The following is a 26,207-nucleotide window of genomic DNA, read 5'->3' on the forward strand; positions in this document are numbered from 1 at the left end:
TGGATAAAGAGGCGTTAGATAGGGGTGGTTAAACGTTGAGCTCACTTCTTGACATGGGTGCACGCATAAACAGCCAGTGCGGTAATCGCAAAACCTACAGCGTTAATTGCACTGAACGATTCACCGAGGAATACAAAGCCCATTAAGGCTGTTACTGCGGGAATAAGATGGAACAGGCCTGCTACTTTGCTCGCCTCACCTTTGCGCATGAGGATGTAGAGGATGCTGATAGCGCCAATAGAGTTGACCAGTGACAACCAACCGGACGCGAAGATCATTGTTGGGGTCCACTGAACCGCTAGATTTTCAAAGTGGTCGGCGAGAAAGAACATCACGAAAGAGGCCGTGGCCAACTGGATAAAACCACCCGTGCGTAAGTCCATGCCGGTGCAGTATTTCTTCTGATACAGGCTGCCGGCCGTGATGCCAACCAGTGCCAGCACTACGCACAAGTAACCTGTCAGGCTCGCCGTTGCACTTACACCAAGCTGTTCATAGACCACCAGGGCGACACCGAACAATCCGCCCACCAAGCCGAGCCACTCGACACGACTGACTTTTTCGTTAAGAAACCGAGTGGCGCCCAACGCGGTAAACACCGGCATCGTGCCAACAATCAGCGCGGCCACAGCAGCCGACACGCCCAGATCCAGCCCCATGTACAGGCCAGCAAACTGAAGCGCCTGGATCAAGATGCCCACCACCACCAGATGGCCGAACTGAGCGCGGGTTTTCGGCCACGGGGCTTTAGTCGCAAGCGCCACGCCCAGCAGGATCAGCGCGGCACTGGCAAAGCGAATGAAGATCAGGGTGTAGGGCCCCACAAAGGGGAGTGCCACTTTGCCAACGACATAACCGGAACTCCACATGACGATGAAGAGCAAAGGCAGTAGAGTGGCGGGCAGGGCAATATTGAAACTTCTGGTCAGGGCTTTCATGAATCCTCCAAGGTTTAACCGCTAGAGAATTCAAAGTATTTAACCCACCCGCTGCGCACAATACGGCCAAAAAGAACAAGCCTGTGTCCTCTGGAGAAACAATGGAATCTTTCTCAGATAATATTTCGGATGTCTTTGTTTTCGTTAAAGTTGTCGAACTGAAAAGTTTCTCCAAAGCGGCCCGTTTCTTCGGTTCGACCACCTCAACCGTCAGCAAACAAATGCGCAGGCTTGAGGAAACGCTCGGGGCCAAGTTGTTAAACCGCACCACGCGAAGCCTGGCGCTCACAGAAGCGGGAGAACTTGCCTATCAGCACGGTGTTCGGATTACCGAGGAAACCGGCGCCTTACTCAACTCGGTCGAGAGCTTGCAATCAGCGCCCCGGGGCCACCTGCGGGTCACCACATCGGTTGCCTTTGGCAATCTCCACTTGAGCAACCTGGTTGGGCAATTCCTCAACGCCTACCCCGATATCAGCGTCACGCTCTCCTTGAGCGACCGCTATGTGGATATTGTCGAAGAGGGGTTCGATATTGCGATACGCCTGACCAGTACGCCCGTGGACAGTTTTATAGCGCGACGCTTGGCCAAACTCGATTACGTGTTATGTGCAACACCCGGTTATTTAAGCAGCCACTCCCCCATCGCCACTCTCGGTGATTTGGCCGCACATAACTGCTTGATCAATGGCCTGGCGCGGGAAGCATCCTGGCGTTTTCTTCGCGACGGCGAAGTGACCGAAGTGCGCGTATCAGGGCGTTTCTGTGTCAACAGCAGTGAGTCGGTGAGGCAGGCCGTGATGGAAGGTGTGGGCATAGGCTTGCTGCCCACGTTCTCCATCGCCGACGATTTGCGCAAGGGCAGCCTTAGCGTGATTTTGCCCAAGTACATTGCAGAGGGTACGTTCGGCGACAGCATTCATGCGATTTTCTTGCCGAGCAAGTTTGCCGTGCCCAAGTTGCGGGTCTTTGTGGACTTCCTGATCGAGAAATTCGAAGACGGTGGTGGATGGTTGCCAGCCCCCCAGAAGGCGGAATAACCACGGGCGCCATGACGACCAGGACCGCTGCCCTGTATCCTTAGTGGCCTAGTGCCTGCGATTGGCAGAGGAAAGCCATCAGGCTTTTATCCTCCGTGCTGGTTATTTTTCTCTGGGTTCAATCGTTCAGCCTTTACCCAATTCTCAGTTGTAAGGTTTTTTCATGACCCGCTTCTTGCTTTGCACCCTATTCATACTGACCGCCCTGCTCAGTGGGTGTGCCACGCAGTTGGACGTAGCAATCAACGCGACGCCTGATCCCGATTATCAATTTGACCGACAGGCAACCGTGTTGGTGACCTCCACGGGCGGCAGCGATGAAAACTCGCTCAATGCCCGCTACTACCTGCGCGACATGGTCCGCGCCATGCAGGACCAGGGCTTTGGCAATGTTTTTACCGATACCACGCTGCCCAAGAACCACGCGCCGATCAAAATGACCGTCACCCTGGATGTCGATAGCAAGCAGGTGACTTATCGCTACACCGCTACCGAATACGGGCAAGTGGCAAACAGCACCACCACCCAATGCAAGAAGAACAAGAAAAAGACCGACCAACTGACCTGCACTAGCACCCCAAACACCTCCTACGGCCCGGTAGGAACTTCGGAGCGCACCGGCTACACCACGCTTACCACCTTCCGGGTCACCGCTCGCGATGAAGCGAGCAGGCGCGCGGTCTACCTGCTACGGGCGTCGTCCTATAACGACGATTGCCAAGCCGCCAAGGTCGAAGCCTTTCTGGTACAGCAGGGTTTGCAGAACCTGAATTTCCAGGACCGTGTGCAGCGCAATTACACGGTCACGATGCCTGAAAGCTTCCGTTGCAAGTAATCAGCTGCTCGGCAGGCCCTTGGCTCAAGGGCCTCCTTACTTGAGCAAAAACACCATCAACGGGTTGTCATTCAAACGCCCTTGATAGCTCGGTGCCAGGTGCTCCACCGGCGACCCCTTCAACAGCGCAGTCTCCTTGCGCGACACAATCACCCAGGAAGGCCGGGGCAGCGCCGCCAGCTTCTCAAGCTCGTGACGCCCGACAAACAGCGGCTGTTCATCGTGATCCAGGTTCATCATGTAGCGCACAGCCCAGGTGTCCCGCGCCAGGTCGACAAACACCAAAGGGCCCGGCTGAGCCTCGCGCAACGCCTCCACCTGGCTGACAAACCGCCGGGTGTCGAATTGCAGGTCCTTGGCCGGTTCTATCACCGTCACCAGCAACAGCCATTGCGCCGCCAGGGCGATCAGACTGAGCCACACCAACCGCCATGCTCGCTGCCAGGCAATCAACGCTGCGGCTTGCAGCACCACCAACGCGCCGATCAACAACGGCAAGGAAATCTGCGGCCAGTAGCCCTGCTTGTGCCAGGCGTGTCGGCACACAAACAACACCACCACGCACAACGTCGGCAGCGCCGCGACCAGCCATTCATAGCAACGGCGCACGCCCACCAGCCAGCCTTGCGCGTGAAGCAGCCCATAGGCAGCGGCAGCCGCAAACATCGGCACCATCGGCAGGATGTAATAAGCGCGCTTGAAATGCGGTACCGACAGGCCGAGCAGAATTATTAAGCCGCAGCCCCCCAAGCGCACCAGCAATTGCAGGTGCTCATTGGCCCAACGCTCGGGCCAGCGATGGCGCAACGCAAACAGGCTCGCAAATGCCAGGGGTACCACCGGGAAGTAGCGGTACAAGCTCAGCTGGAAGTAAAAGTAAAACGGCTCACCCGACTCATCCAGACGCCCACCGACTTGCATCCTGAAGACCTCATCGGCAAACGCAGCGCCACCACTGAACCGCGCAAGCTTCATCAGAAGCCACCAGCACGCTGCGAGCAGCACCAGGCCGACAACGCCGTGGCTCAGCACCTGCCGGACACGCTCCCCCGGCTTGCCCAACGCCCAATACACACACACCACCGCGCAGACTTCAATCAACCCCAGCGGCCCACGTATGGCGAAACCCAGGATGAACAGCGGGAACACCGCCAGTTGCCTCAGCCGCGACCCGAGGCGCTCGCCGGTGTGCAGCAGGTAGAAACTGCCCACGCATAACAATGCAACCATCTGATCCAGGCACACCGAGCGCGACTTTTCGAGCAACTGGGCGGTGAGCAGAGTCAGTAACACCGTCAGCAGCGCCCAGGCACGGCTGTAGGGCGCCAGCAGGCGGTACATCAGCGCGATCACCCCCGCCGACGCGAGCGCCGTGGGCAGCACATTCGCCAAGTGGTTCGGCGCGTCAAACAAGCGGGCGAATAGATAACTGAAGAAGGTCGCGGTGCCGGGGTAATCCGCATAGGGCTGGCCGTAGGTAGTGGGGAAAAGACTCGCGCCATGGCGATACATTTCCTGCATGAACAGCGCCCAACGCCCGTCAAAGCCCTGGGGCTGCTGATCCCAGATGCCCACTGTGAATAACAAGAGAGCGACCAGGAAAAGACCCAGTGACGCCAGGCGAAAACGGTTGCGGTGATCCATCGGGTGACCTGTCAGGTGGGAAGCGCTGGCGTATGGTGCCGACCGCGCCCCTGAATGGCGCCTGAACAGACCTGAACATTCACGCAGTTACCGGCTGGTGGGCCACACCACTGCCGGGATCAGGCGAACGTAGAGCAATTCGGCAACCAGTTCGATCAGGGTCTGCAGGATCACCACCGTTGCGGCCAAGCCGCGCACATCCTCCGGCAGGGCCAGCGCCAATGGCAAAACCACCAGCGAGTTACGGGTCGACGCACTGAAGGCCACCGCCCGCGCCGTCAACGCTGGCAGTGCGAAAAGCCGCGCAGCCACAATGCCCATCAACGGCGCCAGCAACACAAAGGCCACGTAGACCGGAATGACTGGCAGTAACACATTGATATCCCGCACCACTGCCGTGATGTGCGAAGCCAGCACTACAAACAACACCAAGGCCATCGCTGGCACCGGCAACCAGGCCCAGGCGCTGTTCCAAAGGCTAATGGCGCTCGACCGCCGCGCGAAAGCGCTGGTCACAACCGCCAGAAGTATCGGCACCACAATCAGCCCCACGAACGCTTCGACAAACGGCCCCGCCGCCACCACCCCGCTGGATTGCTCGCCCAACATCAGCCCCAGGTAGACCGGCAACAACAGCAGTTGCAGCAACAGCAGCAGCGGTGTTGCCGCCAGCATCGACCGCGAATCGCCCTTGCCGATATGGGTAAACACCACCACATAGTCGATACAGGGCGTCAGCAACACCAGCAGAGCGCCCACCAGCAACGCCGGGCGCTCCACCAGGCCACGGGTCAACCCCCAAACCAGCAAGGGCACCAGGATGAAATTGGCCAACAGCAAGGCCGCCATGAAACGCTTATTGCCCACGGCTTGGCGCAGCTCAAGAAAGGGAATTTGCAAAAACATCGCATACATCAGCACGGCGATGGCAGGTGTCACCCAAAGGCTGAGGCCCTGCGCCGACAAGGGCCAGAGCAGGCCAAACGTGACGGCCAAAAAGACGGCAACGAAGTAGATCGGGACCTGATGCTGTTCCAGGGTGTCGCGGGTCATGGGCGGGCTCTGGTGGGTCAATAGACTGTCAGCCTAAGTACTCGCGCAGAGAAGGTCGAGCATTACAGCAATCGGTGCCGCCCGAGAAACCCTTGGGATTTGCCCCAACCTGCGCTTCAATACACCCTCTAGACCCAAACCCCAAGGACGTCGAGCCCATGGCCTCGCCAAACAAGCAGCAAAAACGCGCCCATCGGGCAAAAGCCAAGGCCAAGCAAAACCGCACCCAGCGCGCCGTGGCGCACAAACCGGATGCTTTCGCGGGCGACGACAGCCGCATCGACCTTGAGTCGGTGGATTTGACTGAACTGTTCGTCGAAATGCGTACCGCCGGCGAGATCAGCCAGCAGGCCCTGTGTGCGGTGTTCCTGGCCCACCCGTTGCTGGCGTTGGTGCTGGAGCAGGAAGGCGAAGAGGAAGCGACCGACTTTATCCTGGCGGCGCTGATCGAGTATCGGCAGTGGGCGACGGACAGCGATGACGAAGCCGCCGCGCTGGCGTGGATTGAGTCGCCGCAGTTCCAAGCCGATTACGTGGCGGCGTCCCAGGCGCTGGCCAACGCCCCCGACTAACACCAAACAAAAATGTGGGAGCGGGCTTGCTCGCGAATGCGCTAGACCAGTCAATAATTGAATGACTGTCAGAATGCATTCGCGAGCAAGCCCGCTCCCACAGTTTGAATAGCGGCGTATCAGTTAAGCGCCGCAGCCCCCACTCTTTGGGCCTTGCGACGGCTCGCCACCACCAACCCCGCCAAGACCACCAGCAAGCTCAGAACCCCGGTGGCGATGATCTCGACCCGGTGCGCTTCCTGGAACAGCATGATGGTCAACGTACCGACGATAAACACCATTACCGCGTACGTCAGGCCTGGGAACAGCCACATCTTGAAGACGATCTTCTCGCCCGCCGCCGTACGCTTCTGGCGCATGCGCAGCTGCGACACGGCAATCACCAGGTACACCAACAACGCGATGGCGCCAGAGCTGGCCAGCAGGAATTCGAACACCGCCGCCGGGGCGACGTAGTTAGCGAATACCGCCAGGAACGCAGCACCGGTAGACAGCAACACCGCCCAGTAAGGCGTGCCGCTCTTGTTGGTACGCTTGGCCACGGCCGGTGCGTCACCGCGACGGCCCAGGGAGAACAGCATGCGCGACGCGGTGTACAGCGCCGAGTTGAGGCAACTGGTTACGGCAACCAGCACCACCAGGTCGACAATCAGCTTGGCGTTCGGAATGCCCATGCGTTCCAGCACAGTCTGGTAGGAACCTACGGCCGCCAGGGTCGGATCGTTCCAAGGCACCAGGGACACCACGATGAAGATCGACAACAGGTAGAACAAACCAATCCGCCAGATCACCGAATTGGTGGCCTTGGTGATTTGCTGGCCTGGGTTCTTCGATTCGGCGGCGGCGATGGTGACAATCTCGGTGCCCATGAACGAGAACATAGTGGTCAGGATCGCTGCCAATACCGCGCCCATGCCGTTGGGCATGAACCCTTGGGTATCGAACAGGTGCGAAACACCGCTGACCTGGCTGGTAGGCAAGAAGCCGAAGATCGCGGCCAGGCCGAGGATCACAAAGCCGACGATGGCCACGACTTTGATCAACGCGAACCAGAACTCGAATTCACCGTAGTTTTTCACGCTGAACAGGTTGGTTGCGGTGAGCAACAAGGTAATCACCAGGGTGAACACCCAGATCGCCACGTCGGGGAACCAGGCGTGCAGGATGGTCGCCGCCGCGTTGGCTTCCAGCGGAATCACCAGCACCCAGAACCACCAGTACAGCCAGCCGATGGTGAAACCGGCCCAGTGGCCGATGGCCCGGTCGGCATAGGTAGAGAACGAACCGGTATCCGGTGACGCAACGGCCATCTCGGCCAGCATGCGCATCACCAAGACCACCAGCGTGCCGGCGGCTGCATAGGCCAACAGTACAGCCGGGCCGGCAGCAGCGATCGCATGGCCGGAGCCGACAAACAAACCGGCGCCGATGACACCGGCAATCGACAGCATGGTGACGTGACGCGGTTTGAGCCCCTGTTCGAGGTCATTGGAGCTTTGCGTACTACTCATTGACACACCTTTGCGAGGAATTGCGAAAACGGTTCGCCCGGCTTGCAGCCTTTCTCGTGAAAAGAATCCAACAGGGCGTTCTTTATTTTTTACGCAAGATTTGCGCCAAAATATTTCAGAGCCACAGTTGACGGGGGCTGTAGGACAATTCGCCACCCATCGCAAGTCATTGAGAACAATGGCATTCCGCTATAGCGTTACCGTGCGACTCACATTCACGGCGCACCGACGCACCAAAAACACACACAAAAAGTACGTGACGCCCCATAAGCGGGCTGACATGGACCGTTTGCCGGGTTAACCCTTCCAACACCCGGCCAAAGCTGGCACCATCGCGCCCTTTTTTACGCGAAGCCTGTGGATCTTTCCGGGTCAAACGTCTGTAGGTTGTTGATGGCGCGACACACTGCTGCGCCGATGCGACACCCTGCCGCAGGCCACCGGTTAACCGTCCGCAGCGCTGTTGGCTGTCGTCCAAACGCTATGCTAGCTTGGCGCCTCGCCAGGAAGGCGGCCCAACAGCGAAGATCGCAACGAACACAATGAGGACCGCACATGGCCCAGGCCACGCCCGCGCTTGAAATCCGCAACTTGCATAAACGCTATGGTGAGCTTGAGGTACTCAAAGGTATCTCGCTGACCGCTCGCGACGGCGATGTGATCTCGATCCTGGGTTCCTCCGGTTCCGGCAAGTCCACCTTCCTGCGCTGCATCAACCTGCTGGAAAACCCGCATCAGGGCCAGATCCTGGTGGCCGGCGAAGAACTCAAGCTCAAGGCCGCGAAAAACGGCGAACTGATGGCAGCCGACGGCAAGCAGATCAACCGCCTGCGCAGCGAAATCGGGTTTGTGTTTCAAAACTTTAACCTATGGCCGCACATGACCATCCTCGACAACATCATCGAGGCCCCTCGCCGCGTGCTCGGCCAGAGCAAGGCCGAAGCCATAGAAGTGGCCGAGGCCCTGCTGGCCAAGGTCGGGATCGCCGACAAGCGCCACGCCTACCCTGCCCAGCTCTCTGGCGGCCAACAACAACGCGCGGCGATTGCGCGTACCCTGGCGATGCAGCCTAAGGTCATTCTGTTCGACGAGCCGACTTCTGCGCTTGACCCGGAAATGGTCCAGGAAGTACTTAATGTGATCCGCGCACTGGCCGAAGAAGGCCGCACCATGCTGCTGGTCACCCACGAAATGGGCTTCGCCCGTCAGGTATCCAGCGAAGTGGTGTTTTTGCACCAGGGCCTGGTCGAGGAGCAAGGATCGCCACAGCAGGTATTTGAAAACCCGCTTTCGGCGCGCTGCAAACAATTCATGTCCAGCAACCGCTAACGGAGCAACATGCATGCAGAACTATAAAAAATTCCTTCTGGCCGCGGCCGTCTCGATGGCGTTCAGCGCCACAGCCATGGCAGAAACCTTGAAGATGGGGATCGAAGCGGCCTACCCGCCATTCAACAATAAAGACGCCAGCGGCAACGTTGTCGGCTTCGACAAAGACATCGGCGACGCCCTGTGCGCCAAGATGAAAGTCGAGAAGTGCGAAGTGTATGTGTCCGACTGGGACGGCATCATCCCGGCCCTGAACGCCAAGAAGTTCGACTTCCTGGTGTCCTCGCTGTCGATCACCGACGAACGCAAGCAGGCAGTGGACTTCACCGACCCGTACTACTCCAACAAGCTGCAGTTCATTGCGCCCAAGACCACCGACTTCAAGACCGATAAAGCTTATCTCGGCGGCAAGACCATCGGTGCCCAACGCGCAACCCTGGCCGGTACCTGGCTGGACGACCGCAATATGGAAGACGACTACAACGTCAAGATCACCCTGTACGACACCCAGGAAAACGCCTACCTCGACCTGACCTCCGGCCGTGTCGATGGCATCCTGGCGGATAAGTACGTGCAGTATGAGTGGCTCAAAAGCGAAGCCGGCTCCAAATATGAATTCAAAGGTGAACCTGTTGTAGAAAGCGACAAGATCGGTATCGCCGTACGCAAGGGCGACCCGCTGCGCGAGCGCCTGAACAAAGCCCTGGCAGAGATCAAGGCAGACGGCACCTACAAGAAGATCAACGACAAGTACTTCCCGTTCAGCATCGAATGATCTGAACGGCCTGCCCAGCGCGCTCCTGGTGAGCGCGCTGGCTTTTAGCAATGCCTGCCGCGATATGAAAACACCATGAATTTCGATCTCTACGGATTCGGCCCGGCCCTCGCCGCCGGCGCGCTGATGACCGTCAAACTGGCGCTCACGGCCCTGTGCCTGGGGCTGCTGCTCGGCCTTGCCGGCGCCTTGGCCAAGACTTCCCCGTACAAGCCACTGCAATGGCTGGGCGGCGCGTATTCGACCATCGTTCGCGGTATTCCCGAGCTGCTGTGGGTGCTGCTGATTTACTTCGGCACCGTCAACCTGATGCGTGCGCTCGGTGAGTTCTTCGGCAACCCCGACCTGTCGCTGAGTGCCTTTGCCGCCGGCGTCATCGCCCTGGGCCTGTGCTTCGGCGCCTACGCAACGGAAGTGTTCCGCGGCGCGATCCTCGCCATTCCCAAGGGCCACCGCGAAGCCGGTGTGGCGTTGGGGCTGTCGAAGTTTCGGATTTTCACCCGGCTGATCATGCCGCAGATGTGGCGCATCGCCCTACCGGGCCTGGGCAACCTGTTCATGATCCTGATGAAAGACACCGCGCTGGTGTCGGTGATCGGCCTGGAAGAAATCATGCGCCACGCGCAGATCGGCGTGACCGTGACCAAGCAACCGTTCACCTTCTTCATGGTCGCCGCATTCATGTACCTGGGCCTGACCGTACTGGCGATGACCAGCATGCACTTTCTGGAAAAACGCGCCGCCCGCGGCTTTGCAAGGAGCACCCAATGAGCGGCGACTACAGTTGGTTATCGCACTTTGACCTGGGCCTGAACTGGGCCGTGATCATCAAGTGGCTGCCGAAGTTGGCCCAGGGCGCCACACTGACCCTGGAGCTGGTGGCAATCGCCGTGATCGCCGGCCTGCTGCTGGCGATCCCACTGGGCATCGCCCGCTCTTCGCGCCGCTGGTACGTGAGCGCCCTGCCCTATGGCTACATTTTCTTCTTCCGTGGCACGCCGTTGCTGGTGCAGTTGTTTTTGGTGTATTACGGCCTGGCGCAGTTCGATGCCGTGCGCAACAGCTTCATGTGGCCGTACCTGCGCGACCCGTTCTGGTGCGCCACCGCCACCATGACCCTGCACACCGCCGCCTACATTGCCGAGATCCTGCGCGGCGCGATCCAGGCCATACCGCCTGGCGAAATCGAAGCGGCGCGCGCCCTGGGCATGTCCAAGCCCAAGACGCTGTTCTACATCATCCTGCCCCGCGCCTCGCGCATCGGCCTGCCGGCCTACAGCAACGAAGTGATCCTGATGCTCAAGGCCAGCGCCCTGGCCAGCACCGTGACCCTGCTGGAACTGACCGGCATGGCGCGCACCATCATTGCCCGCACCTACCTGCCGGTCGAGATCTTCTTCGCCGCCGGGCTGTTCTACCTGCTGATGGCCTACGTGCTGGTGCGCGGCTTCAAACTGCTGGAAAAATGGCTGCGCGTCGATGCGTGCCAAGGACGTTGAGGCACGCTTCCAGGAGCTGGATGCATTCCTGACTGAACACCAAGGGCTGTGGCGACCACGGCCCTTTACCCAGTTACAGTTGCCCTGGGAAACCGAGCTCCCTGCGTTATCCCAATGGCTGCGCCAGCGTTCACTGGCCGAGGCCGAAGCCAGTCACAACCAACCTCACCACCTGCCCGCGCCCGCCCCTTTTCCACAGCTGGCCGCTCACGCGCTGCGCCTCGGCACTGTGGATAAGTTGCCCACACACACCCTTGAACCCGCTCGCCATCGCCTGAATGTCGACGTGCCCGGGCGCAAATGGCAACAGATCGAAGCCTTCGGCGCCGCGCTGACCTTTACCCAAACGCCTGCCCACTGGCTGGACTGGTGCGCCGGCAAAGGCCACCTAGGCCGCCGCCTGCTGCAACCCGGCCAACATCTGACCTGCCTGGAATACGACCCCGCCCTGATCGCCTCCGGCCAAGCCTTGAGTGATCGCCACGGCCTGCCCGCAACCCATCACCTCCAAGACGTGATGGCGGATGTAGCGATCCAGCCTGAACACACCCCCGTCGCCCTGCATGCCTGCGGCGACCTGCACGTGCGCCTGCTGCAACTGGCCAGCGCCGTCGGTTGCAAACAACTGGCCCTGGCGCCCTGCTGCTACAACCGCATCACCGCCGACAGTTATCAGGCCCTCTCCGCCGCTGGGCGCGCCTCCCTGCTACAACTGTCGATTGACGACCTCGGCCTGCCCCTGAGCGAAACCGTCACCGCCGGCAACCGCGTACGCCAACAACGAGACACCTCCATGGCCCGGCGCCTGGGCTTTGACCAACTGCAACGTCAACTGCGTGGCTGCGACGACTACCTGCCAACACCCTCCCTGCCCGCCAGTTGGCTAGATAAACCCTTCGCCGACTATTGCCAAGAACTGGCAAGCCTCAAAGGCTTATCCACAGGCGAACAGGACTGGCAGGCCCTGGAAGCCCACGGCTGGCAGCGCCTGGCCGAGGTGCGCAACCTGGAACTCGTGAGAGGCTTGTTTCGACGTCCATTGGAACTGTGGTTGGTGCTGGATCGGGCGCTGTTTATGGTGGACCAGGGCTACAACGTCGAGGTAGGCAGCTTCTGCGAACCGTCGTTGACTCCTCGCAACTTGATGGTACTGGCCGAGCGCCAATAAAGGGCAAAAAATCCTACACGCGACCTGTGGATAACTCTGTTGATGAATTCTTTACAGAGGCCGTAGATACCGGCCCTTCACACCAAAAGCCAATCTGGTCATTTTTTGTTCACAAAATAAAGTGCACACAAAACAGGCAGTTGCAGCGTGTTGAGAACTGCTGCACAAAATGGCTGTTTCGTGACAGCTATTACCAACCGATTGTGCATAAGCATCTGGCGCCACGCGCATAACGGGCGCCTTATGCGCGCTGTTTTGGCGTGTTCGGCAACGAGTATCAGGTTAGGAGGGAGGTCTGCCCAAGCGATGCTTGAACCTATCGGCGTTCGTCTGCTACCTGGAGCTGGACCCGAACTATGCAAGTCCTTTTCAACCTGTGAAAACACAGGGAAAACGCCCTAATCGAGAGAAACTTCCGATTTTGCAAAAATAGTCAGAATTCAGGGGTTTACAGAACCTTTCCAATCGCTATAATCGTCGCCCTAACACGCCGGTATAGCTCAGTTGGTAGAGCAACTGACTTGTAATCAGTAGGTCCCGGGTTCGACTCCTGGTGCCGGCACCATATCTCGAAGCCCCGCAATGCGGGGCTTTGTGGTTTCTGCGGTTTGGAAATTAAGCACTACACTTCAGCGCACCCCGATGACGCGATAACCTCCTATCGCCGCTCCACATCTGCCAATTGCATCGCCCTCTCCCTACCAAAAAAACACAACGCGAGTCACCAAAATATCGGACAGTTTTGTCCTTTGTGATCTGACATTTTCGACGCACATAGACCCTGCGCAAACACATAACATCGATGCGATTCAGTTTCCACATTGGATCCAATAGGACTTATCCAGCATTGAGCCTGACTGGATAATTACTACGCCGTCGGTTGTGCCCGACATTTTTTACCGTTGCTATTGATATAAGGAAATATTAAATGAATATAGCATCCAGGAATAGAATCGCGTCGAATGCAGAGCCAGCTATATCCTGTCAAACAGCACATTTAAACTGGGAAGACCTTCGTTACTTCGTGGCGTTCTCCCAAGTGAACTCCTTGAGTGGAGCGGCGCGTGTCTTGGGCGTCGAGCATGCTACCGTGTCTCGACGTATCGCGGCGCTAGAAAAATCACTCAGCGTAAAATTAGTTGATCGTAGAAAGCGCCTGTACGAACTTACAACGGTCGGGCGCAAACTCGCAGACCTGGGAAAACAGATCGAGACTCAAACGGAGGCGATTGAACGCCTGGCTGTCGCGGCCGCGCAAACCCAGCAAGTTGTCGAGGTGACGGTCAGCGCCCCGCCTTCCGTTACCTCCGAGAAACTGATACCCAGCCTGGGACGTTTCCGGTCAACGCATCCGAACATAGTTTTGCGTCTTCTAGGCGATAGCCAATATTCATCTCTGTCCAAGTGCCAGACACATCTGTGCATTCGCTTCGCCAAGCCTCGCCAAATTGGAATTGTCGCGCGCCGGATAGGTTCGGCCTCCTTTTCATTCTATGGCGCCAAGACCTATCTCCAAGACCGTTCTCCCGAGCAATATGAGTTCATCGGCTACGAAGCCGAAGCCATGACACTTCCTCAAAATGACTGGCTAAAAAAAATTGTCGGGGATCGTCCATGCGTCCTCAAAGCAAAAACGGTCGAGCTGCAGGTCCGGGCAGCCGAGGCCGGCGTGGGCATTGCGCTGCTGCCCAGCTTCGCAGTGCAACATAGCTCACAGCTTTGCCGGCTTGAGCTTGCAGACCCGTTGATGGTGGACGTCTGGCTAGGGGTGCACGAGGACTTCCGTGCGATCCCCTCCATCCAGGCCGCCATGAATTACGTTGAGGCCTGCTTCCACGACAATGATTAAAGGCAACAAACTGATCAAGCGCCCTGTGTCAGTCGGCATTGATCCAGTATGGGAAAAAATTCACAGGCACCGGTGATTAACGCACGTTTACAAAACTATACGTATTGACGAGGATCAATACCGAACACCTCAACAGGTGTTTGCAAGACCGAACTGCAATGAGTTTCGGCTGGCTCTATATACCCAACGAAGGTCACCCCCTACAAAAAAAATAAAGGGGGGGGATTAACTACCTTCGGTCAAATGTGTGCCCACCTCTTAACTGCCATCAACCGCAGGAGAAATTATCATGGGGAAAGTAAAAGTTGTGGACGTCACGCTGCGTGACGGAGGATATCGCAATAATTTCAACTTCACGGACGAACAGGCCCTGGTAATAACATCAAGCTTGGCAGAGGCCGGGATTAATGTATGTGAAGTTGGCTATTGCAGGGGGTCGTTCGCGCCCAACGTTGAGCATGGACTGACAAGCAATATAAATGCTGAATTTATCGAGCGCGTTCGCCGGGCTGGCGGTGGCCGAATCGAGCTGGCGGTGATGGTCCACCCTAAAAACGTGGGTAACGAGGATTTCGCCATGCTCAAGGAGCAGGGCGTCTCGATGATCCGAGTCTGCTTACGCCGAGAGCAGTTGACCGAAGGGCTTGCCACTCTTTCACTCGCTCGCGATTACGGTTTCAGCGTTAGTGCAAATGTCACCCATGTGACGGCACAAACGCTCAGTGCCGTCATTGACACCTCGGTGCGCGCTGAGGGCGCTGGTGCAGACATCATCTGTTTCGCAGACTCTAATGGGCACATGCTCCCAAGCGATGTCGATCGACTGATCAGTCGCCTCTCCAACCGACTGGCAGTGCCATTGGGTTTCCACGCCCATAACAATCTTTCAATGGCTCTGGCTAACGCAGCCGCTGCCATCGAATCGGGCGCCGAGTACATCGACACGTCCATCTGTGGGATGGGGAAAGGGGCCGGCAACTTGCACTTGAGCATGCTCGTCGCCTATCTCGAGCGCATTGGCACTAATCATGGATTTGACCTCGTCAAGGTTCTTGAACTTTCGAACCTGACCGCAGCGTCTATCCCATTCAACAACATCCCAAGCCCTCTGCTGGACATCATTATGGGGGCGTACAACTTCCCGTTCGACAGTACAAAACGCATGCGAGAAACCGTCGAGCGCTTTCAACTGACGTCCGAGTATCGTGCTCTTGAAATCATGCATCAACAGGATCAGGTCGCACGCCTTGCACCCAGAGCCATCGCGAATGTTTACGGTCGCGACACCATGACCGCACAGGAGATAGCTGGATGAGCGACTACCTGACACGCAAGCGTATTTGTGTGCTTCCCGGTGACGGTATTGGCATCGAAGTCATGGAGGCCGCACTGCCAGTCCTTAAGGCCTTGAACCTGCCGTTCGATCTCGAGTTCGGGGACATCGGTTGGGAATGCTGGAAGCGGGAGGGCAATACCGTTCCGGATGAAACCTGGGAAAAGATCAATCAGTGCGACGCCACCTTGTTAGGCGCCATCACTAGCAAACCCCTTGCCGAAACAGAAGCAGAGCTGCCCCCTCATCTTCAGGGGCAGAACCGCCGCTATGTAAGCCCGGTGATCCAGCTAAGGCAAAACCTGGATCTTTACGCAAACGTGCGGCCGGTCACTGACATCACGGGCGAAAATCGATTCCGTTTTGTCGTCATCCGGGAAAACACTGAAGGGCTGTACGCCGGTCTGGATTATGGACGGATACCTGATCAATTCCTGCCCTTGCTGCAAGAGCGGGAAGCATTGGGCGCGCCATGGCGTCGTGAAGGGCAGGAGGACGCGACCATTTCCGTGCGCCTACAAACGCGCAGCGGGCTTGAGCGCATCTTCGAATACGCATTTGACTATGCGTCCCGGCATGGATTCGACCGGGTCACCTTCGTAGACAAACCCATGGTACTTCGTCACAGCAGCGCTTTCACTCGAGGTGTATTTGAAAGTGTCGCCCAGCGATACCCCGGCATTGAAGGCGTAATCGAGAACGTGGACGCAGTAGCGCTTTGGATGGTGCAACGCCCGGAGCGTTTCTCCGTTGTAGTGGCTGAGAATATGTTCGGCGATATCCTTTCTGATCTCGGCGCAGGCGTCATGGGTGGCCTGGGTTTCGCCCCGAGTGGGAACTTCGGAAAGCTGGGCGCATATTTCGAGCCGGTTCACGGCAGCGCTCCGGCCCATGCAGGGCTCAACAAAGCCAATCCCAGCGCGATGTTCATGACCATCGCTCTGATGCTCGAGCATCTGGGTTATCCGCAGGAAGCACAATACGTGACGGCGGCGGTCAGCCGGGTGGCGCGTTCAAGCGTGCGCACCTATGACATGGGGGGTTCGCACTCCACCGCGCAGGTTGGCGAAGCCATTATTGGAGAATGCGTTTCCATGGCCGCGCTGAACTGGGCACAACCTTGCGTTTCAACCTCACCCCAGGGAGCAACACATGCCCAAGCTCTTTGAATCGGTCCAACTCTCTCAAGCATTGCTGGACGAATGCGAACAATTGGATACCGCGTCACTGTCCGATGCCCTGGACAGCCTTGGCGTTTCTGGCGGCCTTCTGGGCATCACCACCCAAGTTCCTGGTAGTCGCTGCGTGGGCATTGCTTTTACCGTGCAGTATGAGCCGGTCGGAGATTCTCATGGGTTCAAAAATGCGGCCAATTATATTGATCAGGTCCCGCCTGGAGCCGTGATCGTCAGCTCCAATGCGGGGCGCCAAGACTGCACGGTATGGGGCGATATCATGACGCACTTCGCCGTGGCCAGAGGCATAAAAGGCACTGTAATTGATGGAGTGGCCAGGGACATCGATACCGTCGTCAAGCTGGGGTATCCCCTGTTCAGCCGCGGACGGTTCATGCAGTCCGCAAAAAACCGGACTCAGCTCAAAGCGGTGCAGGTCTCGCTTGAGATCGGTGGCGTCACCGTCAATCCTGGAGACCTGCTGGTCTGTGATGGCAGCGGCTGCCTTGTCATTGCGCAGCATATAGCGGCCGAAGTTATTCGCCGTGCGCGTGCCGTAGAACACACCGAACGCCAGATTATCGGAGCGATAACCGCGGGGGCCTCATTAGAGGAGGCTCGCAAGACCTACCGCTACGACCAGCCTTGGTTGGGTGCTGCTCAGAAGGTAGAAGCGGAGTTAGCCCAATGAGCCTTTCGCATGAGCTATCCGCCAGCGCCAGGGTCTTGAGCGCGCCGTTGAAACCGCACTGCTTCACAGACAAGGGTTCAGTCACTCAAGAGTTCAAGAAAGCGATGCGTCGCCTGACCTCCACGGTCACTCTTATTGCGACTGAACATGAGGGTGCACCTTTTGGGATGGCTGCAACCGCCGTAACGTCGGTGTGTACAGACCCTTCCTCCATCCTTGTCTGCATTAATCACGGGGCAAGCATGTACAGGCCTCTGATTGGTCATGGAAGGTTTTCGGTGAACTTGCTTCGGGTTGGCCAAGAGGACTTGGTGAAGGTTTTTGGTGGCGCAGTCACCGGCCCTGCCCGGTTCGAGACAGCCGACTGGCAACACTCCAACGGCCTACCGTATCTGCCCAGTGCCCAGGCTTCTCTTTTCTGCACCGTTGCCCAACGCATGAGCCATGGAACCCACGAAATAATCATCGGTCACGTCGACGACCTTGTCGTGGCGCAAGACATCACTCCACTGCTCTGGCAGGACGGGAAACCCACAGGCTCCATACCTGTAATGCCTTGAACACTCGTTTTTCACTATTGGAAGATAATCATGAAAATGGAATTGTTTGATACTCAATCTGTTTCGGATGACACGGCGATTTATCTCGTGAATGTGGTGCATGTTGAAGAAGGCGCGCAGGACCTTGCAGTGGAAATACTGGAGGACACGGTCAACTATGTTGCGCGAACGTACAGTGCCTTTCAGTGGAGCCGTTTGATGAAGAGCACAGACGGCAAGACGGTCATCAACCAGGCTCAGTGGAGCGATCGTGGGCAGTTCGAATCGCTTTTTATCGACGAAGAGTTTTTATCACGTTATTCGCGCTTGAAAGAAACCGGTACCTGGGAATATCACTTGTACACCGTCGCCACCTACATCACCCCTGCCACCGCCCGCGAAACTGTCGGCTAACTGCAATCGCATGCGCAGCGCTTGGCGCTGCGCAATACCCAAGCCTATTCAATATTCGATCAAGGAAGAAGTTATGGCCGCAATCCGTTCAGCATTGACAACCTTCTTGGGCATCCAGCACCCACTGGTCCTCGCACCGATGGGAGGTGCATCAGGAGGACACCTGGCAGCCGCCGTTTCAAACGCAGGGGGGCTAGGCCTGGTGGGAGCAAGCTACGGAGATCCTGACTGGATGGTTCAACAGTTGTCGCTCATGCAGGATTTGGACAAGCCCTGGGGCGTCGGGCTGGTCATGTTCACGGTGGCGAAACGTTTCGAGCTACTGCATTTGGCACTTGAGTTCGGCCCGCAGGTTGTAGCGCTGTCCTTTGGTGACGCTCGTCCATTTATCGAGCCCATTCATCAAGCGAACGCCAAAGTCATCGTGCAAGTACATGACGTTGACCAGGCGTTATACGCACTCGACGCCGGTGCCGATGCATTGATCGTGCAGGGTGCAGAAGCTGGGGGGCACAGCTTGCGCAGATCCTCCATGCCTTTGTTCCCGGCAGTTCGCGATGCCGTGGGCGAGAGCGTAATCCTGATCGGAACAGGTGGGATAGCTGATGGCCGAGGAATGGCCGCCGCCATGGCACTCGGAATGGATGGGGTAATGATGGGAACGCGATTCCTGGCCTGCGACGAAGCGCTTCCCTCTGAGCGTGTGAAAAACAGGCTGCTCCACGCCGTCGCAAGCGACACCGTCAGAACTCGCATCTTTGATGATGTGCGCGGAATATCTTGGCCCGCAGAGTACAGCGGTCGGGCGATCGCGAACCAGTTTTCCGAGTCGTGGGTTGGTAACGAGCAGGCGTTCTCGCTGGCCCTTGATGAGTTGCGGCCCCAGTACGAACGGGCACTGGCAGCAGACGACGTAGGAACTAAAGCGATCTGGGCAGGCGAGGTGGCCGACCTGATCAAGGACGTACAGCCGGCACGCTCGATAGTCGAGGCCACTCTCAAGGGCTATGCCGATACTGTCGCCAAGCTGGGACGCACCCTCTAATCGGACTCACGGGGCACAACCAGCCTGCTTGTAAAAGTAGGCTTTGTTATTTCTGCAGGAGCGAAACAATGAACCAGGACGTGCAATTCAAAGTGTATGGGCAAGGAAAACAGTGCGTTTTTGTACTTTCACCCGTCATGCCCACATGGGACGAGGGCGCCTTTATCGCGCCGCTGACAGGTCATTTTCTCAGCGCAGGCTATCGGGTGGTGGTGTTTGATTCGCTCTCGATACCCGTTGCCTGCGGTGAGACGCTGAACACTTTCAGTGAGCGTTGGGCTGAGTTGCTGCAACCCTGGGGCGTACCCGACGTGCTTGTCGGTGTCGCGTTGGGCGGCGCGCTGGCGCTGGAACTGGTGCGTACCTCCTCGCTTGCGTCAACGGCAGCTTTGTTGCTGCTCTCTTCCCCAGCCAAAGCCGACGCTATATTGGATGCCAGGCTTGGAAGAATGGCGGAACTTGCACAGCTTGGCCACGTTGAAGAGGCCAAGCGTCTGCTGGATGCACTCGTCCTACCCGAAGGCAAACACCCCCAGCAAAGTCCAGAAACCCAAAACAGTGTTCATCTTGAAATACAGGGGCAGCGCCTCTCAGGTGGTTTTGGGTTGTTAGCCGGTATCGATCTCAGTCACAGTCTGCTGGCATACCAAGGAAGGGTTCTGAGCGTTTTTGGCGAGCGCTCCCAACTTGTCAACCAACCGCACGTGGTACGCACCTCTGGAACCCACCAACGCACACTGTGCATAAGAGCGGGAGGCATGCGGCCGTTGGCTGACGATCTCGATTCGGTTGTGAACGCTATCGACACTTTTCTTATACCTCGCTCGGAACACGCGGCATGAACGCGCTCAAAGACACCAGCCATTCCCCGAACTTTATCGACCTGCACTACCACGCGAACCCGGACGCGTTCGTTCGCCGCCACGGCGCAATAGATGCCGGAAAACTGTACGCAGCGGCCAACGGCCGGGTGGTATTGAAAAACCACTTGGGCTGCACTGCCGCACAGGCCTGGGAAGCGCGCTCACAGGGTTTCCCTGTCAGTGGTTCCTTGGTTTTGAATGAGATTGCAGGCGGTGTGGACTTCAGGGTGGTGGAGCGAAGCCTATGTATGCGCGGCGACGAACCGGGACGCTTCATTGTGCACTTCCCGACGGTGACAGGACGAAAGCACACCAGCACCCTCGCGCGAAATGTCAGCCATCCATTGCTGGTAAGTAAACCCATCAAGCCTCTGCGCGTCACAACAGACGCCGGGCGCTTAACGCCCCAGGCCCTGGACATACTCAAGATGGCGTGTGATTACCCCCTGGTCATTTCTACCGGCCACGCTGACGCTCGCGAGGTACGTGCTCTGGTAGATGAATCTGTTCGATTGGGCGTGCCGCGCCTGATGCTCAACCAGCCGGCCAATCCATTGACTGATTTGAAGGCTGCCGAGCTTTTGGAGATCGCCACGGCTCCTAACGTATTCATTGAGCAGACCGCCCTCACCTATCTTTTAGGCTATCAACAAGAAGACGACTTTCGCGAGGTGCTATCGACCGTCCCCAATGTTGTCTACAGCTCAGATTTGGGCCAAACGAGCCAGATGGACGTCAACGACTGGCTCGAACAAAGCCAGCGGTGGTTTGATACGTTTGAGCTGGATAACGCTCGCCGCGTGCAAGTGACCCTTGCCAATCCGCAGAAAATGTTGGAGCTCTGAATGGGAGTTGGGCCCCCAGGTGCATTCGCCTGGGGGCCAGCGATCACACCATTTCCACAGCTTCGCGCGCCTCGTTGAGCACGGGCGATGCATCACTGAGGAACGGCTCGCGCAAACCTGCCGCTTCCATGAGCGGTTGAACGCCCGCTACGAAGTCCTTGATGCCTTGGTGGTAGTCCAACCAGGTGAGCGCAATGCCATCAATGCCCCAGTCTGAATATTTCTTGAAGAGCTCTACAATCTGTTCTGGCGTGCCCACTAACGGTACGCCGGCAAAACCGGCCTTGAAGTGGAAACGGAACCGAACCGCATCCTCGGGAGTGAAAATCCCGGTCTGAATGCCCAACTCGGTCGTGATGATGTCGCATCCTTCATCGTCGCCCATTTGGTTGGCGTAATAATCCAGGTACGCCTCAGCTTCTTCCTGAGTGTCTTTTTGAACAACGTAGCCATAGCACCAGATCTTGAGGTCTCTGCCGAACTCATTTTTGGCCAGATCCTTGTAGGACGCGATCTGTTCACGCACCGCCGCTTCGCCATCCAAATGCTTGATGATCAAGAACGCCGCATCACAATGTTCTGCACAAAACCTTTTTCCACGTGGGGAGCCGCCAGCGTTGATAAGGTAAGGCTTGTTGAGTGGCTGTGGCTGGGAGATCGCGTCGCAGATCGTGAAGTACTCACCTTTGAAATCAAAAGGCGTCTGCTGCTGCCAGGCGTTCTGCGCGATGTGCAACCATTCCTCAGCGTAGTCATATCGCTTGTCGTGTTCCATCATGTGACCGCTGAACATCCTCATCTCAGCGCCGTACCAGCCACACAAAATATTCAGGCCAAAGCGTCCGCCGCTGATGTGGTCAATCGTAACCGCCTGTTTGGCGGCAAACAGAGGGTGCACAGTGGGTAAGTGCGAGGTGGTGAACACTGCGATCTGATCGGTCAATGCGGCGATGCCCGCCGCCCAAGTGTAAGTTTCGTAACACACGCCACCGGTGTTGTTGGCACCACCAAAGCCTTTCCAGCGGCCTACCGGAATGAACGCTTCAAACCCTGCCCGGTCCGCGTCTTTTGCAATTTCCAGATTGCCCGCCCAGTCATCCCCGCGAATCCGCTCGGGCGCATTCGTCACCGTACAGCCGCCCTCGGTGTTCGTAGAAAATACCCCTAGTTGCATCTTGTTACGACTGACACGCATTGGATTAGGTTTTACAGGGGTGGACTTTGTCGTGCGCATGATGACCTCCCAGGTCGTCAGTAGTGGTGAACTTCTTGCTTATTTCTCGCAACAAACCAGGCGGCGAGCAGGGCACAGCTAGCGAGCAGACCCGCCAGCGTATAAGCGCCGAAGGCCAAGTCAGTTCGATCGATCAGGAAACCTGTTGCTACAGGCAGCAGACCTGCAGGGACATAGCCCCCCATATTGAGCAATGCGTTAGCCTGCGCTCGCTTGCTGTCCGATATCCTTAACGCGATTAACGTCAATCCTCCCAACTGCCCCAGCCCTTGACCCGCACCCGCTAACAAGGCGGCGATAATCAGGACGACGGGAGAGGAAATTGCTATCGCAGTGCAGATACCCAGCATCGAGAAGAAGGTCGCAGTGGCACTGAAATAGAAGATATGTTCCACAGTGCGTCGGCGCAGCGCCATCTGGACGACGAAAGCCGAGATGAACATTAGAAACGCAGTGGCTCCTGCCATCAGCGGCGTCTTGATGTTAAGCAGACTTGCCAATAGCGATGGCCCTAACGACAAGACAAATGAGGTCGCTGTAATACCAGGACCGAACAGCGCGACTCCTAACAGTATGTGAAGGCGATGATGTCGCTCGACCGAAGGGAACTTCCATTTTGCATGGCCTATTGGCTGGGCCTTATTGGCTTCGTCTGGCATCGTCCAGGCGATCAGGAAAGCGAGTGCAAGTATCCCTAGCTCCAAGGTAAACACCTTTTCGATCGGCTGACTTGCAAACGTGGCAAAGCTGCCAGCCAGCAAGGGCCCGAGACCTGCTCCCAGCACCATTGACATCGAGGCCACTAGCGAAGATAACCTTCGCCGCGATAGACCTCCTTGATCCACCACACTTGCCATCCCCGCCGAGACAATGATCCCTACGGCAATACCTGTAAGCAGCCTTGCGAACAGCAAACTCTCCACCGATTCGGCGGACTTGAATAACCATGCAGCCGACATCGCGCAGACCAGGCCCGGCAGGAGTACCACCCTGCGCCCGTAGCGGTCAGAGACTTGCCCGGCAACCAGCAAACTGAGCAATAGCCCCAGGATATAGGCCGCGAATATTAACGTGAGGGTCGAAGATGCAAACCCGAGTTGCCCCTGCCACACGACATAGAGCGGGGTCGCGGTATTGGACAGAATAAACACCGACACCACCATCCAACCCGCCAGCCACATACGTAGCGGACTGCGTGGGACAACCATGCTTTGACTCAACAAGTCCTGAGCTGACGGCGCGTTTTGTTCAGACAAGGTTTGCTCCCTGGGCTGGAAAATGCGGCAGCACATATTCTGCTAGCTCCTGTAAGACATCTTTGGCAGGGCGACGTAACGGCTTCAGGTTCAATGCGACATGTGAAACACCTTGCGCTTGTTGTCGCTCCCACAAATCAATAAGCGCATTGCGTCCGGTGCTTATGCCTCGCCCCACCTTCAACGGAGCGTCGGGATTTTCTTCCAGATTGAAGAATGTCGCATAACCATATGGCTTGAACGTTCCTGGCGCAGAACAAGACCGCCACTGCTCAATCAAATTGGGCAGGCTGCCAAAGTCACTCTGGTGCCAGAGCCATCCATCCATATTCGACGCCAACCACTTCATGTCTTGACCACAACGGCCAACGGCAAGCATCGGCATTGCCGTAGACCAGGGCTTTGGAAGCAAATCCAGGGTGCCGTCGAGCCTGCCATAGTGGCAAAACTCGTACGTGGGAAACGCCTGTTGGGTCGCTATACGCAGGACTTCGCAACCCTCCCTGAAACGCTGCGCACGATTGTCGAACTCCCGGCTGAACGCTGGGTATTCGCTGGGCCGATCACCCGTTGAGAGCCCAAGCAGAAAGCGCCCCTGCAGTAACACATCAAGGGTCGCGGCTTGCTTGGCAACCATCAAGGGATCGCGCAACGTCAACACCACGCCGGCAGTGCCGATGCAGATACGTTGAGTAACCACGCCTAAGTGAGCGGCGTACACCAGCGGATCGAACATCTGCCCCGCGTCCCCGAACTCCGGGTCCAGCAAGGGCACGTCGCGCAGCCATATCGCGGAGAAACCCGCGATGTCGGCTTGGCGCGCCAGATCAACATGATCCTGCATGGTCGGTGCCATGCGATCGGGATACCCTTCCAGCGGCGCGATCAGCCCAAACGTAAGATGGCCAGGCGCAAACACACGTGAAAACGCAGGGTGAGTTCGATTGGAATCGTCGCTCGTTTGCATCTGGCCAATCATTCGCCGTCACCCACGATCACCGGGCGGACTGCTTCCGCCGGTTGATGATCATGCGCGCTGACTCGACCCAGTGTTGCGTACACAGCAATGGCCGTCAGTACGCTACCAGCCCCAAGGATGAACAGCAGGTGCCGAAACCCTTTCGCATACTCGAGGCGCAACAGCTCCGACTGCCCTGGCAGCTGATTACCTGCGCTGTGCAGATCGCCGAGCGCTGCCCGGCTGGAGGCTCCCATAATCTGATCCACAGCAAAATGGGTAGCGGCGTCGAACAGCCCCCATTGAATGAACGTCGCCAGCAACGCACCGGCGATGGCGATCGCTATTCCGTCGGCGGACACACGAACAGCGTTGAAAATGCCAGTCGCCATTCCCGCACGTTCTTTCTCCACCACGCTGACGGCCATCCCATCCATCAACCCCCAAGGCAGGCCAATGCCGATACCGATCAGCGCCATGGGCATCACTGCATTGCTGGCACCACTATCGAGCACAACACCCAGCCAGAATAGCCCGGCAGCCACCAACACCAGCCCGACTGCCGAGAGCATCCCTGAGGTGTAGTGACGCGCGAGCTGGGCCGCTAGAAACGGTACAAACAACAACGGTGCAGCCAACGCAATCATCATTTTTCCGGTTTGCAGGGCACTGAGTCCATCGACCCCGATAAATCGCGCCGGCAGCATGATAATGAGCACGACAAAAAAGAACGCCGGGCTGGCTGCAAGAATCTGCACGCCTACGAATTTGGCTTGTTTGAACAATGAAAGGTCGAGCATCGGGCTACTGACACGACGCTCAATCGCCACGAAAATCATGAACAGAATGATCGCGCCAGCGACACAGCCCAACACGATGGGGCTGGCCCAACCATCCTCTGGCGCGAGAAGGACGCCATAGGTAAACAACGTCAATGCGGCCGTAAAGCTCAGAGCTCCCGGCCAATCCATACCGTTGTTAGCCGGATCTTTAGAGTCCGTCGCACTCACGCACACGAGCACGAAGCCCGCGATGCCTATCAATGCAGTCGCATGGAACGTCCACTTCCAACCAGCCGAGTCGACTAATACTCCCGCGGCCAGCGGGCCGAAGGCTAGCCCAATGCCGAACGTCGTACCGAGCAGACTGAATACTTTGGTGCGCTCTGCGCCGTGGAACACCTGGGCCAATGACGACATGGCGCCAGCGAACGCCGCTGCTCCGCCCAACCCCTGCACAAGGCGCAGGATGTCGATCTGCAAAACAGTCGAAGAAAAGGGAATAGCGACGGTAGACAACACGAAGATGACCAGGCCAACCAGCCATACCCGCTTGCGTCCATAGATATCCGTCAGGCTCCCCGCCGCCATCATGGCGCTGCCATAAGTGAGGATATAAGCGTTGACCACCCAACTGAGCTCTACAGCAGATCCACCCATGGCAGCACTGATGGAAGAAAGCACTACGGCTGGCCCGGTAAAGCAAAGCGGAATGAGTACGCCTGTGAGGCAAGCTGCGAAAAGCTGCAGCCACTTCAATAACGGGGGAGCCGTCTGAGCGCTGTGTGTTGAGTTCATCTGAATGGTTCCTTCATTGATATGCGCAGGTGTCGGTCCTTCGCGCACAGTTGTCTGCGGTGAT

The 26,207-nt window shown here is 57.5% G+C and carries 25 protein-coding genes and 1 tRNA gene; 18 read left to right on the forward strand and 8 right to left on the reverse strand.

Features of this window, described 5'->3' with window-relative positions:
- Positions 1 to 41: 41 nt before the first annotated feature.
- Positions 42 to 938: a DMT family transporter gene (locus MF6394_RS09285; RefSeq protein ID WP_044270608.1), complete on the reverse strand. Its 897-nt coding sequence runs from the start codon at positions 936 to 938 to the stop codon at positions 42 to 44.
- 101 nt (positions 939 to 1,039) lie between these two features.
- Between MF6394_RS09285 and MF6394_RS09290 the strand changes: the two genes are divergently transcribed.
- Positions 1,040 to 1,978 carry a LysR family transcriptional regulator gene (locus tag MF6394_RS09290; protein WP_044270607.1) on the forward strand — a complete coding sequence of 313 codons (939 nt, stop codon included), beginning with the start codon at positions 1,040 to 1,042 and terminating at the stop codon, positions 1,976 to 1,978.
- Positions 1,979 to 2,141: 163 nt separating this feature from the next.
- Complete coding sequence (locus MF6394_RS09295) at positions 2,142 to 2,813, forward strand: hypothetical protein (RefSeq protein ID WP_044270606.1); 672 nt, start codon at positions 2,142 to 2,144, stop codon at positions 2,811 to 2,813.
- Between the two features lie 36 nt (positions 2,814 to 2,849).
- Here the strand turns inward: MF6394_RS09295 and MF6394_RS09300 are convergent, their stop codons facing one another.
- Entirely contained in the window at positions 2,850 to 4,457 is a 1,608-nt protein-coding gene (locus MF6394_RS09300) for a glycosyltransferase family 39 protein (protein ID WP_078466549.1), read from the reverse strand.
- Positions 4,458 to 4,544: 87 nt separating this feature from the next.
- Complete coding sequence (locus tag MF6394_RS09305; RefSeq protein ID WP_078466550.1) at positions 4,545 to 5,510, reverse strand: bile acid:sodium symporter; 966 nt, start codon at positions 5,508 to 5,510, stop codon at positions 4,545 to 4,547.
- 158 nt (positions 5,511 to 5,668) lie between these two features.
- Here MF6394_RS09305 and MF6394_RS09310 point away from each other — a divergent pair, with 158 nt between their 5' ends.
- Positions 5,669 to 6,082: a hypothetical protein gene (locus MF6394_RS09310; protein WP_014716505.1), complete on the forward strand. Its 414-nt coding sequence runs from the start codon at positions 5,669 to 5,671 to the stop codon at positions 6,080 to 6,082.
- Between the two features lie 119 nt (positions 6,083 to 6,201).
- Here MF6394_RS09310 and gabP read toward each other — a convergent pair whose 3' ends face one another.
- A complete protein-coding gene (gene gabP / locus MF6394_RS09315) occupies positions 6,202 to 7,593 on the reverse strand; it encodes a GABA permease (protein ID WP_003187762.1) in 1,392 nt (463 codons plus the stop codon).
- A gap of 555 nt (positions 7,594 to 8,148) precedes the next feature.
- Between gabP and MF6394_RS09320 the strand changes: the two genes are divergently transcribed.
- The 15 genes from MF6394_RS09320 (at position 8,149) to MF6394_RS09390 (ending at position 21,118) form a co-directional block, all read left to right on the forward strand.
- Positions 8,149 to 8,922: an ABC transporter ATP-binding protein gene (locus tag MF6394_RS09320; RefSeq protein ID WP_044270596.1), complete on the forward strand. Its 774-nt coding sequence runs from the start codon at positions 8,149 to 8,151 to the stop codon at positions 8,920 to 8,922.
- Between the two features lie 13 nt (positions 8,923 to 8,935).
- Entirely contained in the window at positions 8,936 to 9,697 is a 762-nt protein-coding gene (locus MF6394_RS09325; protein WP_047712361.1) for a transporter substrate-binding domain-containing protein, read from the forward strand.
- A gap of 75 nt (positions 9,698 to 9,772) precedes the next feature.
- Positions 9,773 to 10,468: an ABC transporter permease gene (locus MF6394_RS09330; protein ID WP_044270592.1), complete on the forward strand. Its 696-nt coding sequence runs from the start codon at positions 9,773 to 9,775 to the stop codon at positions 10,466 to 10,468.
- Between the two features lie 38 nt (positions 10,469 to 10,506).
- Positions 10,507 to 11,196, forward strand: a complete 690-nt coding sequence (locus MF6394_RS09335; RefSeq protein ID WP_032803763.1) for an ABC transporter permease — start codon at positions 10,507 to 10,509, stop codon at positions 11,194 to 11,196.
- Positions 11,177 to 12,364 (forward strand): methyltransferase, encoded by a 1,188-nt coding sequence (locus MF6394_RS09340; protein WP_078466551.1) that lies wholly within the window; start codon positions 11,177 to 11,179, stop codon positions 12,362 to 12,364. The genes MF6394_RS09335 and MF6394_RS09340 overlap by 20 nt, the downstream gene beginning before the upstream one ends.
- Positions 12,365 to 12,853: 489 nt before the next feature.
- Positions 12,854 to 12,929 (forward strand) — tRNA-Thr (locus MF6394_RS09345).
- A 363-nt stretch (positions 12,930 to 13,292) separates the two neighbouring features.
- Complete coding sequence (locus MF6394_RS09350) at positions 13,293 to 14,213, forward strand: LysR family transcriptional regulator (protein WP_102047764.1); 921 nt, start codon at positions 13,293 to 13,295, stop codon at positions 14,211 to 14,213.
- A gap of 289 nt (positions 14,214 to 14,502) precedes the next feature.
- Positions 14,503 to 15,528 carry a nucleoid-structuring protein H-NS gene (locus tag MF6394_RS09355; protein ID WP_044270588.1) on the forward strand — a complete coding sequence of 342 codons (1,026 nt, stop codon included), beginning with the start codon at positions 14,503 to 14,505 and terminating at the stop codon, positions 15,526 to 15,528.
- The gene (locus MF6394_RS09360; RefSeq protein ID WP_044270587.1) at positions 15,525 to 16,715 is read left to right on the forward strand and encodes an isocitrate/isopropylmalate dehydrogenase family protein; all 1,191 of its coding nucleotides are present in this window, start codon (positions 15,525 to 15,527) and stop codon (positions 16,713 to 16,715) included. Before MF6394_RS09355 ends, MF6394_RS09360 begins: the two co-directional genes overlap by 4 nt.
- The gene (locus tag MF6394_RS09365) at positions 16,699 to 17,412 is read left to right on the forward strand and encodes an RraA family protein (protein WP_003187741.1); all 714 of its coding nucleotides are present in this window, start codon (positions 16,699 to 16,701) and stop codon (positions 17,410 to 17,412) included. The genes MF6394_RS09360 and MF6394_RS09365 overlap by 17 nt, the downstream gene beginning before the upstream one ends.
- Positions 17,409 to 17,972, forward strand: coding sequence for a flavin reductase family protein (locus MF6394_RS09370; protein ID WP_003187740.1), 564 nt, complete (start codon positions 17,409 to 17,411; stop codon positions 17,970 to 17,972). The genes MF6394_RS09365 and MF6394_RS09370 overlap by 4 nt, the downstream gene beginning before the upstream one ends.
- Positions 17,973 to 18,002: 30 nt before the next feature.
- Complete coding sequence (locus MF6394_RS09375; RefSeq protein ID WP_078466552.1) at positions 18,003 to 18,365, forward strand: antibiotic biosynthesis monooxygenase; 363 nt, start codon at positions 18,003 to 18,005, stop codon at positions 18,363 to 18,365.
- Positions 18,366 to 18,438: 73 nt separating this feature from the next.
- Positions 18,439 to 19,410, forward strand: a complete 972-nt coding sequence (locus MF6394_RS09380; protein WP_044270583.1) for an NAD(P)H-dependent flavin oxidoreductase — start codon at positions 18,439 to 18,441, stop codon at positions 19,408 to 19,410.
- A gap of 68 nt (positions 19,411 to 19,478) precedes the next feature.
- Positions 19,479 to 20,252, forward strand: a complete 774-nt coding sequence (locus MF6394_RS09385; RefSeq protein ID WP_044270581.1) for a hypothetical protein — start codon at positions 19,479 to 19,481, stop codon at positions 20,250 to 20,252.
- Positions 20,249 to 21,118 (forward strand): DUF6282 family protein, encoded by an 870-nt coding sequence (locus tag MF6394_RS09390; protein ID WP_044270579.1) that lies wholly within the window; start codon positions 20,249 to 20,251, stop codon positions 21,116 to 21,118. The genes MF6394_RS09385 and MF6394_RS09390 overlap by 4 nt, the downstream gene beginning before the upstream one ends.
- Before the next feature lie 43 nt (positions 21,119 to 21,161).
- Here MF6394_RS09390 and MF6394_RS09395 read toward each other — a convergent pair whose 3' ends face one another.
- From MF6394_RS09395 to MF6394_RS09410, 4 genes are read right to left on the reverse strand one after another with little or no spacing between them, the layout of a single operon-like run.
- A complete protein-coding gene (locus tag MF6394_RS09395; RefSeq protein ID WP_003187734.1) occupies positions 21,162 to 22,352 on the reverse strand; it encodes an LLM class flavin-dependent oxidoreductase in 1,191 nt (396 codons plus the stop codon).
- A 17-nt stretch (positions 22,353 to 22,369) separates the two neighbouring features.
- Positions 22,370 to 23,608: an MFS transporter gene (locus MF6394_RS09400; protein WP_238597281.1), complete on the reverse strand. Its 1,239-nt coding sequence runs from the start codon at positions 23,606 to 23,608 to the stop codon at positions 22,370 to 22,372.
- Complete coding sequence (locus MF6394_RS09405) at positions 23,601 to 24,575, reverse strand: LLM class oxidoreductase (protein WP_047712359.1); 975 nt, start codon at positions 24,573 to 24,575, stop codon at positions 23,601 to 23,603. Before MF6394_RS09405 ends, MF6394_RS09400 begins: the two co-directional genes overlap by 8 nt.
- A gap of 8 nt (positions 24,576 to 24,583) precedes the next feature.
- Positions 24,584 to 26,143: an MFS transporter gene (locus MF6394_RS09410; protein WP_044270572.1), complete on the reverse strand. Its 1,560-nt coding sequence runs from the start codon at positions 26,141 to 26,143 to the stop codon at positions 24,584 to 24,586.
- Positions 26,144 to 26,207 lie beyond the last annotated feature (64 nt).

The organism is Pseudomonas sp. MF6394, from assembly GCF_002018845.1.
GTDB classification, from domain to species: Bacteria; Pseudomonadota; Gammaproteobacteria; order Pseudomonadales; family Pseudomonadaceae; genus Aquipseudomonas; species Aquipseudomonas lactis.

Coding starts and splice junctions, on each gene's coding strand:
- MF6394_RS09285 (WP_044270608.1), bottom strand. CDS start 938: ATGAAAGCCCTGACCAGAAGTTTCAATATTGCCCTGCCCGCCACTCTA.
- MF6394_RS09290 (WP_044270607.1), top strand. CDS start 1,040: ATGGAATCTTTCTCAGATAATATTTCGGATGTCTTTGTTTTCGTTAAA.
- MF6394_RS09295 (WP_044270606.1), top strand. CDS start 2,142: ATGACCCGCTTCTTGCTTTGCACCCTATTCATACTGACCGCCCTGCTC.
- MF6394_RS09300 (WP_078466549.1), bottom strand. CDS start 4,457: ATGGATCACCGCAACCGTTTTCGCCTGGCGTCACTGGGTCTTTTCCTG.
- MF6394_RS09305 (WP_078466550.1), bottom strand. CDS start 5,510: ATGACCCGCGACACCCTGGAACAGCATCAGGTCCCGATCTACTTCGTT.
- MF6394_RS09310 (WP_014716505.1), top strand. CDS start 5,669: ATGGCCTCGCCAAACAAGCAGCAAAAACGCGCCCATCGGGCAAAAGCC.
- gabP (WP_003187762.1), bottom strand. CDS start 7,593: ATGAGTAGTACGCAAAGCTCCAATGACCTCGAACAGGGGCTCAAACCG.
- MF6394_RS09320 (WP_044270596.1), top strand. CDS start 8,149: ATGGCCCAGGCCACGCCCGCGCTTGAAATCCGCAACTTGCATAAACGC.
- MF6394_RS09325 (WP_047712361.1), top strand. CDS start 8,936: ATGCAGAACTATAAAAAATTCCTTCTGGCCGCGGCCGTCTCGATGGCG.
- MF6394_RS09330 (WP_044270592.1), top strand. CDS start 9,773: ATGAATTTCGATCTCTACGGATTCGGCCCGGCCCTCGCCGCCGGCGCG.
- MF6394_RS09340 (WP_078466551.1), top strand. CDS start 11,177: ATGCGTGCCAAGGACGTTGAGGCACGCTTCCAGGAGCTGGATGCATTC.
- MF6394_RS09350 (WP_102047764.1), top strand. CDS start 13,293: ATGAATATAGCATCCAGGAATAGAATCGCGTCGAATGCAGAGCCAGCT.
- MF6394_RS09355 (WP_044270588.1), top strand. CDS start 14,503: ATGGGGAAAGTAAAAGTTGTGGACGTCACGCTGCGTGACGGAGGATAT.
- MF6394_RS09360 (WP_044270587.1), top strand. CDS start 15,525: ATGAGCGACTACCTGACACGCAAGCGTATTTGTGTGCTTCCCGGTGAC.
- MF6394_RS09365 (WP_003187741.1), top strand. CDS start 16,699: ATGCCCAAGCTCTTTGAATCGGTCCAACTCTCTCAAGCATTGCTGGAC.
- MF6394_RS09370 (WP_003187740.1), top strand. CDS start 17,409: ATGAGCCTTTCGCATGAGCTATCCGCCAGCGCCAGGGTCTTGAGCGCG.
- MF6394_RS09375 (WP_078466552.1), top strand. CDS start 18,003: ATGAAAATGGAATTGTTTGATACTCAATCTGTTTCGGATGACACGGCG.
- MF6394_RS09380 (WP_044270583.1), top strand. CDS start 18,439: ATGGCCGCAATCCGTTCAGCATTGACAACCTTCTTGGGCATCCAGCAC.
- MF6394_RS09385 (WP_044270581.1), top strand. CDS start 19,479: ATGAACCAGGACGTGCAATTCAAAGTGTATGGGCAAGGAAAACAGTGC.
- MF6394_RS09390 (WP_044270579.1), top strand. CDS start 20,249: ATGAACGCGCTCAAAGACACCAGCCATTCCCCGAACTTTATCGACCTG.
- MF6394_RS09395 (WP_003187734.1), bottom strand. CDS start 22,352: ATGCGCACGACAAAGTCCACCCCTGTAAAACCTAATCCAATGCGTGTC.
- MF6394_RS09405 (WP_047712359.1), bottom strand. CDS start 24,575: ATGCAAACGAGCGACGATTCCAATCGAACTCACCCTGCGTTTTCACGT.
- MF6394_RS09410 (WP_044270572.1), bottom strand. CDS start 26,143: ATGAACTCAACACACAGCGCTCAGACGGCTCCCCCGTTATTGAAGTGG.